The organism is Microcoleus sp. FACHB-831, assembly GCF_014695585.1.
Lineage (GTDB): Bacteria > Cyanobacteriota > Cyanobacteriia > Cyanobacteriales > FACHB-T130 > FACHB-831.
Genome location: NZ_JACJON010000027.1, coordinates 19,973 through 35,217, shown reverse-complemented (window position 1 = coordinate 35,217; position 15,245 = coordinate 19,973). Strand labels below are relative to the sequence as shown.

Annotated in this window: 8 protein-coding genes and 1 pseudogene; 3 read left to right on the top strand and 6 right to left on the bottom strand. The window is 44.5% G+C overall.

Translation table 11 applies throughout. The features are described from left to right. Positions 1 to 28: 28 nt before the first annotated feature. Both H6F77_RS28995 and H6F77_RS04455 read right to left on the bottom strand, forming a co-directional pair. Positions 29 to 8,019 (bottom strand): annotated as a pseudogene (locus H6F77_RS28995) (non-ribosomal peptide synthetase); the annotation flags it as partial. A 52-nt stretch (positions 8,020 to 8,071) separates the two neighbouring features. Beyond that, entirely contained in the window at positions 8,072 to 8,914 is an 843-nt protein-coding gene (locus H6F77_RS04455; protein WP_309228801.1) for a DUF3153 domain-containing protein, read from the bottom strand. Between the two features lie 341 nt (positions 8,915 to 9,255). Here H6F77_RS04455 and H6F77_RS04450 point away from each other — a divergent pair, with 341 nt between their 5' ends. Beyond that, entirely contained in the window at positions 9,256 to 9,771 is a 516-nt protein-coding gene (locus H6F77_RS04450; RefSeq protein ID WP_190485770.1) for an SLATT domain-containing protein, read from the top strand. A gap of 86 nt (positions 9,772 to 9,857) precedes the next feature. Here H6F77_RS04450 and H6F77_RS04445 read toward each other — a convergent pair whose 3' ends face one another. Continuing rightward, the gene (locus H6F77_RS04445; protein ID WP_190485768.1) at positions 9,858 to 10,382 is read right to left on the bottom strand and encodes a tetratricopeptide repeat protein; all 525 of its coding nucleotides are present in this window, start codon (positions 10,380 to 10,382) and stop codon (positions 9,858 to 9,860) included. Between the two features lie 123 nt (positions 10,383 to 10,505). Here H6F77_RS04445 and H6F77_RS04440 point away from each other — a divergent pair, with 123 nt between their 5' ends. Then, entirely contained in the window at positions 10,506 to 11,066 is a 561-nt protein-coding gene (locus H6F77_RS04440) for a hypothetical protein (protein WP_190485767.1), read from the top strand. Between the two features lie 316 nt (positions 11,067 to 11,382). Here the strand turns inward: H6F77_RS04440 and argB are convergent, their stop codons facing one another. From argB to H6F77_RS04425, 3 genes are all read right to left on the bottom strand, one after another. Further along, entirely contained in the window at positions 11,383 to 12,276 is an 894-nt protein-coding gene (argB, locus tag H6F77_RS04435; protein WP_190485765.1) for an acetylglutamate kinase, read from the bottom strand. 82 nt (positions 12,277 to 12,358) lie between these two features. Beyond that, positions 12,359 to 12,913 carry a shikimate kinase gene (locus H6F77_RS04430; RefSeq protein ID WP_309228800.1) on the bottom strand — a complete coding sequence of 185 codons (555 nt, stop codon included), beginning with the start codon at positions 12,911 to 12,913 and terminating at the stop codon, positions 12,359 to 12,361. Positions 12,914 to 13,040: 127 nt separating this feature from the next. Then, positions 13,041 to 14,648 carry an NB-ARC domain-containing protein gene (locus H6F77_RS04425; protein WP_190485762.1) on the bottom strand — a complete coding sequence of 536 codons (1,608 nt, stop codon included), beginning with the start codon at positions 14,646 to 14,648 and terminating at the stop codon, positions 13,041 to 13,043. A gap of 360 nt (positions 14,649 to 15,008) precedes the next feature. On the opposite strand from H6F77_RS04425, the gene H6F77_RS04420 reads away from it, so the two are divergent. Then, entirely contained in the window at positions 15,009 to 15,206 is a 198-nt protein-coding gene (locus H6F77_RS04420) for a hypothetical protein (RefSeq protein ID WP_190485761.1), read from the top strand. The last annotated feature ends 39 nt before the right edge of the window (positions 15,207 to 15,245 follow it).

The window sequence follows — 15,245 nt, the reverse complement described above, 5'->3', positions numbered from 1 at the left end:
TTATCGCTTTTGAGAAGTGGCGTAATTATTTATCTTGGCTTTGTTTATTGAGAGATGATAGCTTCATGCGACGACTATCGCGGGAAATTGGTATTAAGGCTGGAGCTTGAGTTTTAGTAGTGGTAGTTTTGTGGCTTTCAATTAGTTTAGAAAGTTGGGCGATCGCAGGTGCTTCAAAAACGCTACGCAAAGGTAACTCTACCCCGAATGCGTCGCGTACTCTGGAAATAAGTTGAGTCGCTAGTAATGAATGTCCGCCTAATTCAAAGAAATTGTCGTTGATACCTACTCGCTTAAGTCCTAAAACTTCAGTCCAAATTTTAACTAAAACTTCTTCAACTGGAGTGCGAGGCGCAACATAGCCTCCTGCTATTTCTGCCTTAATTTGGTCTGGTGCAGGTAAAGCGCGGCGATCTACTTTGCCATTAGGCGTAAGGGGTAGGGATTCTAAGACTACAAAAGCCGAGGGTATCATATACTCAGGCAGCTTTTCTGTTAGATAAGCTTGCAACTGGGGTATTAATTTACGCGCCGCTTTTGCTTGCAGGGGATTATTAGCATAAGATGGCAGTGATCGCAGATGTTCCTGTTGCACAAAAGGCATCAAGTGAGGCACATCTTGACGGATAAACACTACATCGTAGCGTCCTTCGATACCTGAATCTGACCAGCTAATATTAACCTTGTAGGGTACATTCAGCGCATACCACTCTTCTGGCTCTATACCCAAATTTTGGAGCTTTTGCAAAGCTTCACGCATCTGACCTGCTGTTTTAAATTCTTCTGCACCAGATAGCCATTCTGCTGTTTTAACCGCTGCCATTACTCGCGCATTAGGCACACTGGTGATGCTTAAAATCTCTGGTTTATCCTCGATTAATAGGTGTTCTACTGTTGAAACTGTTAAGTTATTTTCGTCCCATTTAATCGATGTCGAGCCTCCTTGGTAAGGGAGGTTGGGGGGATCTGCTTTAGCGCCAACATGGAGAATCGCGTTATAACGAAACTGAGTTAACTCATTGTGGCGGCGACCCCGTATTAGTTGAATTTGTACGTCGTTAATTTGGGGAAATCGCTGCTTTAATGACTGGAAGAAAGCGGGAGCGATCGCTAACTCAGTTTCTTGAAATACTTGCATTTGTACCCGTTGCTGCAATTGCTCGCGGGTTAGCGAGGGTTCTGCTTGATAAAGTTGCACCGACGCATGGAAAGCTTGCAGCAACGGCAAACTACGCACATCTCCTATTAAAATAAACCCACCGGGAGCAGTTGCTTGCACGGCACCTTCTATCACCCGTACAAGATAATCGATAGTGGGAAAATATTGCACAACCGAGTTTATAATTACCGCATCAAAAGCTTCTGGCTCGATTCCTTCAAAGTCAGTAGCCATCTTCTGATGTAGAGACACGACATTTCGTGTTTCTACATTTTCTAATTGCTGGCGGATGTAGTTAAGGGAAAAAGGCGAAAAATCGGTTCCCCAATATTTAGTGCAATGCGGCGCAATTCGGAACGTCAATAAACCTGTTCCGCAGCCAATTTCTAACACTCGGCTAGGTTGCAAAGCCTGAATTTGCGCGACTTGGTTATTTACCCATTCGCGCATTTGTTCTGGCGGAATAGGCTGATTGGTGTAACTGCTATTCCAACCAACAATATTGAAGGTTGGATCTGCATCAGCAGCAGGTTGATTATAAGTGTCGTTGTAAAGCATCTGCCATTGCGAAACTTGCTCGTCTTGCAATTGCATTTGTTGCTGGTTGCTGTCGTCAGCCGTTAGGACGACATAAGCTACTAGACGAGTTTCGCCTGCATTTTCAGGAGCGATCGCTACTGTTTGCACTACTGAAGGATGCTGGCTAAGTATGGCTTCAATTTCACCTAACTCTATGCGGTAGCCGCGAATTTTTACCTGATCGTCGAGGCGTCCTAAAAATTCAATGTTGCCATTTGCTCGATAGCGGACTAAATCGCCTGTCTTGTAAATTTTAGAGACTGAATTACTCGCGTCTCTATAAGAAATAAAAGGATTAGGAATAAAGCGTTCCGCAGTTAATTCGCGGCGGTTGAGATATTCTCGCCCAAGTCCATCACCACTTATATACAATTCACCAGCAACGCCAATGGGGACAGGCTGTAAATATGCATCTAGCACATAAATCTGGGTGTTTGCAATGGGACGACCGATAGCAGGTAATACATCGTGCTTACTAACAGGAACTATGCCTGATGTTGTAACAACGGTATTCTCCGTCGGCCCGTAATTATTTACTACTTGGAAAGGATGGGAAGTCAAAGGATACTGATGTAGTTTGTCGCCACCGGTGAGTAATATTCGCAAAGCTGCATCATTCGGCCAATCTAATAATAAAAGTTTTTCTGCTAATGGTGTTGGTAAAAAGCTAATTGTTATCGCTTTTGATAATAAAAAATCTCGGATTTTTTCAGGCGATCGCCTGGTTTCATCATCTGTAAAATAGATGCTAGCTCCTGCACTAAGATAAGGCCAAATTTCCCACACGCAAGCGTCAAAGGCTACTCCTGCAACTTGCGTTACTCGGTCAAGCGGCGTAACTGCAAAGGCTTGTTGATGCCAACAGACTAGATTTACCAAGCTGCGATGTTCAATTTGTACCCCTTTAGGCTTCCCTGTAGTGCCAGAGGTGTAAATGGCATAAGCAAGGTTGTTTGCTGTAACGTTGCTAATAGGATTATCTTCGCTTTCTTGGGAAATTATTTTCCAATCTTTATCAAGACAGATTACTTGTGAACTGAGTTTTTCAACACGATTAACACACCGCTGCTGAGTTAATACCACTGGCACTTGAGCATCTTCAATCATAAAGCTCAAGCGCTCAACGGGATAGCTTGGATCTAACGGCACATAAGCGCCACCCGCTTTCAAAATGCCCAACATTCCCACGACCATTTCTAGCGATCGCTCTACACAAAGTCCCACTAAAACTTCCGCCTTAACACCCTGTTTCTGTAGGTAACGTGCAAGCTGGTTGCTGCGGATGTTTAGCTCTCGATAAGTGTAGTTTCTGTCTTCAAATACTACCGCTATATCATCAGGCGATAGCTCTGCAACGCTCTCAAACAACTGATGTATGCATTTACTTTGAGGATAATCTGTCTGAGTATTGTTCCATTCAACTAACAACTGATGTAACTCAGATTCGCTTAAAATCGATAAGTTAGCAATTCCTTGTTCTGGATTCGCAACAATATTTTCCAGCAGCGTTTGGAAATGCCCCAACATCCGGGTAATAGTGGCTCTATCAAATAAATCTGTACTGTAGATTACAAAGCCGCTAATGCCTTCGGAGCTATCTACCCATAACCCATTATTCGGCGATCGCTCCCACAAATGAAACTCTAAATCAAATCGAGTTGTCTCGCTATTAAATCCCAACGGACTTAGCGTTAACCCCGGTAACTCTAACGCTCCCATCGGCGCATTTTGCAGCGCAAACCCGACTTGAAATAGGGGATTTTGGTTTAACTTGCGTTCTGGATGCAGTTCCTCTACCAGCTTCTCAAAAGGCAAATCTTGGTGAGCATAGGCTCCCAAAGCTACCTCTTTCACTCGCCTCAACAATTGGCGAAAACTTGGGTTTCCCGATAAATCGGTACGCAACACCAAACTATTAACAAAAAAGCCAATTAACCCTTCAATTTCGCTGCGGTTGCGATTGGCAATAGGCGAACCTACAGCAATATCTTCTTGCTGGGTGTAGCGATAAAGTAAAATTTGGAATGCTGCCAGCAAGGTCATAAATAAAGTTGCCCCTTCCTGCTGCGAAATAGCCTCTAGCGCTTCGCTAAGGCTTTTCGGTAATTGCAGAATTTCGGTTGCACCCCGGTAAGTTTGAACTGCTGGTCGCGGTCTGTCGGTAGGCAGGTTTAATATAGAAATGCCGTCTAATTGTTGCCGCCAGTAACTAAGTTGTTTTTCCAAAACTTCGCCTTGCAACCACTCGCGTTGCCAATAGGCAAAGTCTGCATATTGTATTGGTAATTCTGGCAGAATCGTAGAGACGCGATTAATCGCGTCTTTAGAAGAAGCAAAGGCTGTGTACAGTGCGCCTAGTTCCCGAATTAGCACCCCGATAGACCAACCATCGGAGACAATGTGGTGCATATTCAGCAATAGAATATGTTCTGTTTCATCCAAGCGCAGCAGCCTTACTCGCAGCAATGGATCGGTTGATAAGTTGAAAGGGTGTTGCGCCTCTTGAGTTGTGATGCGTTGCGCTTCTTTTTCTCGTTCTGCTGCTGGCAGTTCTTGAAGATCTATTAATGGTAAGGATATTTTTATGTTAGGAGCGATCGCCTGAACTGGTTGCCCTTCTACCATTACAATAGTGGTACGCAAAGCTTCGTGACGCCGCACAATTTCGTTAAAAGTTTGTTCCAGCGCCTCTAAATCCAGCGAACCTGTTAGACGCAGTGCTGCCGGAACGTTATAAAAAGGATTGTTGGGAACTAATTGATCTAAGAACCACAAGCGCTGTTGAGCAAATGATAGTGGTAAATTTTGATTCCGGGAAATAGGTACAATCGATGTATAAGTGTGGCTATTACTATAATTAGCTGCGTTTAAAAATGAAATTATTTCTGCTTTGCGAGCTTGGATCTCTGCACGCAGTTCTGGTGTTATTATTCCTTCGGGGGCGTTGCAGCGAAGCAAATCGTTATCGACAAAAACTTGAATATCTAAGCTACGAATATAAGATAAAAATTCAACAGTTCTCAAAATTCAACCTCTTCTCGCTCATTTTTATTAGAGTTAATTTTATCTACGCCCTTCGCTGCCCAACGCATTGTTTCAACGTATCTAGCCAAACTAGCCACTGTCGGTGTTTCAAACAAATTGCGTACAGGCAACTCTATTTGAAAAGCGTCGCGTATTCGGGAAGTTAGTTGAGTCGCCAATAGAGAATGACCCCCCAATTCAAAGAAATTGTCGTGGACGCCTACCTGCTCTCTTCCCAAAACTTTAGCCCAAATTTCCACTAGCACTTGCTCGATATCAGTACGAGGTGCGACATAATTTTCTTTGATATCAAGATTGAGCGTATCTACCGCAGGTAAGGCACGCCGATCGATTTTTCCATTCGGGGTCAGCGGTAATGACTCTATCAGCGCATAGGCTGAAGGAATCATGTACTCTGGTAACTTGTCTATTAAAAATTGCCGCAAGTCATTCGATTTTGGATTAATTAGTTGCTCATTGGCAACGATATAAGCTACTAAATGTTTATCACCAGGTACTTCTTCTCTAACAATCGCTACCGCCTCGCGCACTGCTGGATGCTGACATAAAATGGCTTCAATTTCTGCCAACTCGATACGAAAACCGCGAATTTTTACTTGATTATCAATGCGGCCTAAAAATTCAATATTTCCGTCTGGTAGATAGCGGGCTAAATCGCCAGTTTTATAAATTGTAGCTCCGCCATTAATCGCGTCTCTATAAGAGATAAAAGGATTAGGAATAAACCTTTCAGCGGTTAACTCAGTTCGGTTGAGATATCCTCGCGCTAGTCCATCGCCGCCGATGTATAACTCCCCTACAATGCCAATGGGGACAGGTTGCAAATTAGCATCCAGTAAATAAATTTGTGTATTTGCAATGGGGCGACCAATGGGAATGTTTTTGGCTTCTTCCGGTACTTCTTGGACGTGGTAATAAGAAGAAAATGTTGTACTTTCTGTAGGGCCGTAAACATGAATTAATTGCTCTGGGGCACCATTTTTTATAATCTTTTGCACCCACCTTGGATCGACCGCTTCCCCTCCAAATAGCAAGTAGCGCAACGTAGCGAAAGCTTGCGGAACATTTCTGGAAATCTGTTGGAATAAAGCAGTTGTCAAAAATAAAACGCTGATGCCTTTTTGCCGGAGTTGCAATGCAAAATCGTGGGGTGAAAGGGTGACATCTCTACTAATTCCCACAAGTTGAGCGCCATTAAGTAGCGCTCCCCAAATCTCGAAGGTCGCAGCATCAAAGGAAGTGTTAGAGGCTTGGGCAATTTTATCAGTTGGTTCTAATTTCACATAGTTTGTGTTGCATACAAGCCGATTTACCGCTTTGTGATTTACAGCAACCCCCTTGGGCTTTCCTGTAGAACCAGAGGTGTAAATTACATAAGCTAAATTGTCGCTTGTTAAGTTGTTATTGGGGTTGGTTGCGCTTTCTCTAGCAACGATTTCCCAATCTTTATCGATGCAAACTATTGAATTTGAAAATCCCTCAAAATGCTGAGCTAAATTTTGCTGTGTTAGCAATACTAAAACTTGAGCATCTTCAAGCATAAAATTCAGGCGATCGCGCGGATAGCTAGGATCTAAAGGTACATAAGCCCCTCCCGCTTTTAGAATTCCCAGTAACCCTACGATCGTCTCTACAGAACGCTCTAGGCAAATGCCAACTAAAACTTCCGAACCTACCCCCAATTTCTGTAAATAATGCGCTAATTGGTTGCTGCGGATGTTCAACTCGCCGTAGGTAATACTTTCGTCTTCAAATACAACTGCTATAGAATCAGGATTCTGCTCTGCCCGCTTTTCAAACAACTGATGGATACACTTATCTTGAGGATAATCTGTCTGAGTATCGTTCCATTCCACTAACAGTTGATGTAGTTCTGCTTCACTCAATAGCGGTAAACTAGCAAGTCGTTTTTCTGGATTAGCCACAATACCTTCTAGCAGTGTTTTGAAATGTGCCAGCATTCGCGTAATAGAGGCTCGCTCAAATAGATCTGTGTTGTATACAACTACACCTCTAAGCCCTTCCGAGTGTTCCCACTGATTTCCGCCAAAGCTCCTAAATCCCGCCGTTCCTTGCCATAAATTGAACTCTAAATCAAACCGCGTTGTTTCAATATCAAAGTACTGCGGACTTAATGTTAGTCCCGGTAACTCTAATACGCCCATAGGGGCATTTTGTAGGCTAAATGTTACTTGAAACAATGAATTTTTACTTAAATCCCGTTTTAGATGAAGTTCCTCAATTAGCTTCTCAAAAGGCAAGTCTTGATGGGCATAAGCCCCCAAGGCTACTTCTTTCACTCGACTTAGCAACTCTACAAATGTTGGGTTGCCTGATAAATTGGTACGCAGCACTAAAGTATTAACAAAAAATCCTATTAATCCCTCAATTTCGCTGCGGTTGCGGTTAGCAATTGGCGAACCTACTGCAATATCTTCCTGCTGCGTGTAGCGATGCAGCAAAGTTTGGAATGCTGCCAACAGGGTCATAAATAAAGTGACTCCTTGGCGTTTGCTAAGAGATTCTAAAGACTCAGTTAAGCTTGGCGATAGCTCTAGAAATTCCGTTGCGCCTCGGTAGGTTTGAATTGCTGGGCGGGGGCGGTCAGCAGGCAAATCTAATAAGGGAATGCCATTTAATTGCTGCTGCCAATAGTTTAACTGCGTCTTTAAAATATCCCCTTGCAACCAGTCGCGCTGCCATTGTGCAAAGTCTGCATATTGAATGGGTAACTCCTCTAAGGGAGAGGAATTAACCGCATTTTTAGAAGCCAAAGATGTGTAAATTGCCTCTAGTTCTCGAATCAGTACCCCAATTGACCAATCATCGGCGACAATGTGGTGCATGTTTAGCAGCAGAACGTGTTCTGTATCTTCTAACTGCAATAGCATCACTCGCAGCAATGGCCCTTTGGCTAGATCGAAATGGCGCTTTGCTTCTTCATTTGTCAGCCGTTTCGCTTCCGCTTGCCGTTCGGTTGGTGGTAATTGACGCAAATCTATTGCGGGCAGCGACACCCTTAAGGTGGGCGCAATTAGCTGGACTGGTTGCCCTTCAATGATCCCAAAGGTTGTCCGCAACGCTTCGTGGCGACGCACGATTTCGTTGAAAGTCTTCTCTAGGGCTGAAGAGTTGATATCACCTTGGAGGCGAACGGCGGTTGGGACGTTATAGAAGGGGTTGCCTGGTATCAACTGGTCGAGGAACCACAGTCTAGCTTGGGCAAAAGATACTGGAAAGACGAAGACTTCTTCGTCCCTTAAGGGTTCGCTCATTTTGTTTGCGTCTCTACTCGGACACTAGGGGCGTTTGAATGGGCGGCGGTGTCACGCCGGGAAAAACTTTTTCTTTAAGATAGATACCCAATGCTACAAATAGGGCGATGATGAGCGCACCAATTCCCAAGGGGCTTGGAAGCCAGAATACCGCTTCGAGATGGTTGATCTCTCCAGGTTTAAGCGTCCACACTAGCTGTCGTCCCTTTTGCGAGACTGGGTTGATGGCATTAGCGCCTGTCTCTACGCTTTTTGCGCCTCCTGGCGTTGTCAAGCTAAACTCCAAGTTGATGAGAGAACCGGGGCTAACGATCGCGTTACCGTTGTTGGAGAGGACGGCGAGCGATCGCAAGTCTAAATCGTAGGTCAATTTATTTCTCACCCAAAAAATAAAATTCCCCTGATTTACGCTTAGGTGAGACTTGATATCCGGTAAATCAACCCCTCCCACTGTCGCCACCTTGGAACCTTTCTTATCGGTTGGGTTGAAAAATTGGTTGAACTTGTCTTCTAGTTCCGCACCACTGTAGAAAGGAATCGTTACTGTCAGTTCTTGCTTGGAGACTCTGCGAGTTTTACCTTGTAACTGCCGCGCCCGACGCTCTATGCTATCTAACCATTCCTGCGCCGATTCGCCGCTAAAACTCGTTAGCTGTTCCCCCACCTTAATATGCTGGACAATTTCCCCACGATGCTCGCCCTCGAAATGCACCCCCGCATCATACTTCACACAGCCAGAAAGCAAGAGGGCTGCTAGCATCATCACCCAGATAACCCGCATCCTTACCAATAGGCTGCCAATAACACGAATTAAGTAATTCTGTCTTTTATTCCTTCCCAAAACAAGTCGCTTCACTCAGATTACTCCTCTTTTTATAATGTTTGGGTCGCCAGCGTAGTGCGGTTCGTTAATTATCTTGGTTATGGTTAAGGGATATTCTACCGTGGGTGTATCGCGTCTGGTGCATCGAGAGTTGCATATAAAAGTTTATCCTAGCGATCGCTCCCCTTTATGATAGCGATCGCACTTTAAATATTACTACCAGAGGATGCGTAACGAAGGCGCGATCGCTATCTCAAAATTATTTTGAGGCATACTACTTTAGTTATAATTTTTTATGCAGCTATGTGCTTATAGTTACTGATAGTCTAATTACGGTTATCCTAGTACCTAGAGCTTGCTTTTTTCTGCACATTATGGCTAATTCCACTGCGTCTGCCAACCCTGATATTAAATTTGGTATTTTAGAACAAGCCAGACAAAAAGAAATATATACTCTTGCTTTATCTAAAGCTCACTTTAGCACAGCTACAATTTGGGGCTACTTGCAATTTATTGTAGGAATACCAAACACCATTTTGGCTGCTATTGCTGGCGCTTCAGCTTTCTCAAAAGTCGATCATAGTAGTATGGTGGCTGGTGGCTTATCAATTTTGGTAGCGATTCTTACGGCTCTGTCAACTTTTCTAGACCCTAATGAAAGGGCGAAAGCTCACTGGAAGGCGGGGAATGAATTTCAGTTTCTTAATGATAAGTTTCAAATTTTGGTGAATTTTGATTCATTCACAGAAATTTCACCCCAGCAGCTAAAACAAAAGCTAGATGGACTGCTAGAGGAATTCTATAAAGCAAGAGCAGCAAATCCTGTAACTCCGTATTGGGCATGGAAACAAGGATTAAAAGACGCTAAACAACAAAATCGTCAAGTATGACGATTACAGCTTGTAGGCAGAAGGGGCGCGGTAGCGAAGCGGTATTGCTCTTAGCTAATCGCCCCACGCACCTTAACCTTAGCGGTTTAAAAATTCCACCAAATCAAGCCACCCAGCGTTAAACCAGCTAAAACCAGAGCAACCCAGATAAATCGATTATCTTTAGTATTTACCTTGCTTAAATCTACGGGTTCGGGTTCTTTTGGCGCGGCTGGGCGACGTTTTGCACTCCCAGTAGGGCTAGTAGTGCGATACTTTTCGTCACCTTCGGGCAGTGCAGCTAGATCGGGGATTTTAGTCAGCCATTCCGGACGCTTGCTTAAGGCAGGGGCTTCCATAATGTAGAGGACTCGTTTGGCTTGCTTGCGGGTTTCGGGATCTGTATGGCGAGTCAGTTGTTTGCAAAGCGCGATCGCATCATTTTGCAGTCCAACTGCTTCATAAGCCGTCACCAGCCACATCTGCACTTCTCCTCCTAATTTGGAGTTAGGAGATTCCAGCGCGATCGCCGACTCCAAGTGCTGCACCGCCTGGCGATACTGACCGCGCTCAAATGCGGCTTTGCCTGCTTGGTACTCAATTGTAAAATTTTCTCTGTTTTCTGAACTCACGTTTTTACTTTTTTGGTAGCACCTAATATACCCAACCAAATTGTAGCGAAGCCGATTATCCTAAAAGCAAACCCCATCAGTTAGTTTGTTCGCGCAAGTTTTTAAATTAGTTGAGGTAAAATCATGCTCCAGAAATCACATTTTTCTCTGGGTTGTTCCCATCGAGTTAATCTTTCCCTAGCCTTAACACCCTTAACCCTGGCTGTCGCCCTGTTAGCTACTGTTGCTGCGCCAAGTCATGCAGACTCATTTGTTCAGGGAGGTGTCTTCATCGGCGTGGGTCAGCCAACCACCGTTCGCAACATCTACAGCAGTCCGTATTCTAGTGGCGGTTACTACAGCACCCCGCTTCCCAACCCTGGTTACTACAACAGCCCGTTTCCGGCTTTTCCCAACCCTATTTTCAACAATATTCCCAGTCCCGGCTTCTACGGTAGGCCAATTTCCCCCCCGCTTCCGGTAAGTCAACCGTTTGGGGTAGACCCTTTCGGGACAACCTATTACTACAACCGCGATCGCGGCGTACCCTATCGAGGTAGGGTGAGGGTTGATAATTCCACCCTAGTCAATCCCACCTTGGTCAATCCACGTATTACCGATTCCGTGTTGATTAACCCTGTAATTGTTAATCCAGTTAATCCAATAAGCTACCCTAAAGTTTACTATCCGCGCGTGGGTTATTAAACACTAACTAGCGATTGGTAGCGGCAAAATTTTGATTTTTGCCCCTAGACGCGCAACGGAACATTGTCCGTTGCGCGTCTAACCACATACTTTTGAAGAGCAGAATGAAGAGGAGTATTTGGTTATACAAATACAATTACTATATTATGACGTTCGCGTGCAAAACACAAGCATATTTAGATAATTTTATTTAATAAATTACAGTAAAAAATAAGTACTATTGGCAACTGTATTTATGAGCGAGCGTTTAGTGGGAAATAAACTTAAATTTAGCGAAGAGTGAATCACTTATTTCACTCTTCACCCTTCGCTCAAACTAACTATTAAACTCCGACGCCACAATCATCGAGCCGATGCCTGAGTCAGTAAAAATTTCTAACAGTAGAGCGTGAGGAATGCGACCGTCAATAATGTGAGTAGCTTTCACACCTTGGGCGAGACTGCGAACGCAACAATTTACCTTGGGAATCATCCCACCGCCGACCACACCAGTGCTAATCAGGTGTCGTGCTTGTTGAATATCAACCTTGGCAATTAGAGTAGAGGGGTCTTTGTAATTTTCCAAAATTCCCGCAGTATCGGTAAGCAAAATCAACTTTTCCGCCCCCAAAGCCGCCGCTAATTCTCCAGCCACCGTGTCAGCGTTGATATTATAAGCTTGCCCTTTTTCATCTGTCGCTACGCTGGACACTACAGGGATATAACCACCGCTGACAAGTGACTGCAAAAGCTGGATATTCACCTTACTTACTTCTCCCACAAAGCCAATGCCTTCTTGACCTTCTGGGCGTGCTTTTATTAAATTGGCATCTGTGCCGCAAAGCCCCACAGCCAAACCACCGGCCTGGTTGATCAGACGGACAATTTCTTTATTCACCCGACCGACTAAAACCATCTCCACCACATCCATCGTGGCGGCATCTGTAACTCGCAAACCATTCTTAAATTGAGGCTCGATTCCCAACTTATCCAGCCAAGAATTAATTTCCGGCCCGCCGCCGTGTACCACGACGGGACGCAGACCGACACAGGCCAAAAATACAATGTCGCGCATCACCTTGTCTTTGAGGCTGCTGTCTTTCATAGCAGCACCGCCGTACTTAACGACTACCGTGCGACCGGAAAATTGTTGAATGTAAGGTAGCGCTTCACTCAGCACCCGGACGCGAGTTGCAGAATCTTTCTCGATGTATTCGCTCTCGTTGATCATAGCCAGCAGATATTGCAGGTTTTATAGAAGTTTAGAGCATCCAGGCTTGACTGAGGCAGTTGTCGCTAGCCTTAATCACGGCTTATTGACCGTTTTCATTTAGGTAGACAGCAGGCGGTTTCAGCACGCTGGGGATAGCCTCAATCACCCGCGTGGCAATTTCTTCAGGCGTCTCACCCGTAGAAACACTGATTTTTAGGTCGGCTTGGGCATACAGTCGCTGCCGTTGATCGAGGAGTTTTTGCAGTTCGCCTGCTGGGTCAGGGTTTTTTAACAAAGGCCGGGTAGTATCGTTTTGGAGACGAGATATTAAGAGTTCGACTGGTGCATCCAGCCAGACGATCAAGCCGTGATGCAGGTAGCTCCAATTTTCTCGTCGCAGGACTATACCGCCGCCCGTAGCGATCGCCTTTCTGGTATAAGTCGAAAGTTCTGCTAGCACTTGGGTCTCTATCTGCCTAAAGATAGATTCTCCGTCCAGTGTAAAAATTTCGTTAATGGTTTTTCCGGCAACTTGTTCGACAAGCGTATCGGTGTCAAAAAATTGATAGCCTAACCGAGTAGCTAGTTCGCGCCCTACCGTCGTTTTGCCAACACCCATCATTCCGACGAGGTAGAGATTGAGTCCCTTTAGCACTTGCTTCTCCTGATTAACCCTGGTTTAGAGGATATAGTCTCTAAACCCCAACTGCTCTATTTTCCAATGTCTTGCGCTCTTAAGGGTGAGTGCTTGCAGCTATTGCGTGCAAACTTTAGAGTTAGCGTTAACAGTCGTTAGAAATTTGATAGTAATTTTCTGTTGTCTTGGGACGCTCTTGGCTCAACGCTTTTGGGGTTCCCTTGGCACTTGGCGTTAATGAAATGCCGGAATTCTTAAACTGTGCGTTAGCAATACTCATACTGACTAACATAGCGAGGTCTTTGCTGGTCATCTCTGAGGAAATCTGCTCGCTTAATTTTTCAGTGATATAAGTCCGCAGGACTGGGGGGAGGGTTAGGCTTGTGGAATTTTTGTCTAATAAAGATCGCCTCCGCAGCGACTCAATAGCTTCCAGATGCTCTCTTTGGCATATGCCTGGTACAACCTGTTCTACCAAGCCGCGTAGGGGAACCAATCGGTGATGAATAGCCAGCCAGTACAAGAGTTTTTTTTCTATATGCGAGAGACGGTTAAACTGCTGATCTAATAAATCGCGGATATCGCCGAAAGCAAGCGTACCTTGTTCTAAGAATTCGGCAATATGACCGTTAAAGACATCGTGAATAGTGGTCGCTACCATTTTCAGCGCTAAGGGATTGCCTGCATAGCACTTGATCAGAGCTTTGCGTTCCTCTGGTGATCCAAGTAGACCTTTTGCAGATAAAATTTCTTGGCCTGCTGATGTTTTTAACCCAGTCAAAGCTAGGGTGCGAACGGGTAGTTTTTCTCCTTCAAGTGAGGCTATTTCTTTTGGTTTTTCTCTGCTTGTGAGTATCAGACAGCCGCGATGGTTTTCTTCTCCTATGCGTGCGAAAAGTTCGCCATAGCATTCATATCCGGGTGCGTAGTATCCAGCGCGATCGCAGCTTCGCAAAATTGCTTCGACACCATCGAGGACAATTAAACAGCGTGCGGTAGGCGATCGCAAATATTTCATCAGTTGGGACGCGAGAAGATCGACGTTTGCTGATAACTCGGTTTCTTGCCCGCACGACAGGCATTGTATCAGGTCGAGCAAGAGTTCTGCGAGCGATGGAGCAGCACGCAGCGATCGCCAAATAACGCACTCAAATTCGTCTTGAATCTTTTCTACCGTGCTTGCTGCTAGGGCTGTTTTACCGATTCCACCCATACCCAAAAGAGCAACTAAGCGACAGTTTTCGCCGATCGTCCATCGCTCGACGATGGCGATTTCGTCTGCACGCCCGTGAAAATTTTCTACATCAATAATGGCTTGCTGGCCATCGTAGTGTTTGCTGCTGTTTTGGTTTATTTCACTTTCTTTTTTATTTCGATATAGTTCGCGATCGTTTTCCTCTATTTGATTTAAAAATCCCTTTTTATATCCTGCTTTTTCTAGTAAATTAGTAACCCGACTCCAATTTTTGATCTTTATAAGATTTCCACTTTGCCTAATTACTAATTCCTGAATATATTTATACAAACCGTTTGATAAATACACTCTAACAGCGCTACTACTGCGGCTTTTGTACACTTGATCGGCAATTTCCGATGGACTGTAGCCGCAGAGCAATCCTCTCAAAAATTTCTTCTCAACTGGTGTCAGCCCTTTTCCTTTAGCTGCTGCTAGATCTATATATAATTTTTCTAAGTTCCAATTATTTGACGCCTCGCTGAACTCTACTTCCAGGGTATTTTCGGTAGATGCCATGCCTTAACCCACTTTAAATATTAATCTTAAGGCTTAATCCTAACGGATTAAATATAAAGCATTAGCGAACTTTGGATTAAGCTTTAACGAATTTACTAACGTTTATTAGGTGCTATCTATATTTACCTTAGTTATGCTTAGATTCATGGAAACTTTATCTAAAATTAATCTAAAGCTAGTAAGAGTTTCCATGAATATACTGAAGGAAGAAAATTTAAGAGGGGAAAACTCTTAGATCGGACCGCATTTACAAATCTGTTTACTTGTTTAACCGGGTGTGTCAACCGTATCTGTAAATTTCCTTAAGCGATTCCACAGCTCGGCGTTTTCATCTTGGTGTTGTTTTAGGTAAAAGCAAGCATGATACTGATCCGTGAATTAGTCCAACAGGCCATTGCCACCGGGTATTTGACCGTTGAAGCCGAAGAGCAGCTGCGACAACTGCTAGCTAAGAAGTATGACCGAGAAGATCTGACTGCTTTTATGCGCTTGCAGCAAGCGGCTATGGCAGGGAACGTCCGCCAAGAATCCCGCGAATTGTTGACAGCGCAATGCTAGGAGCGTTGTAAGGAGCGATCGCGGGCCACCCCTCTGGGC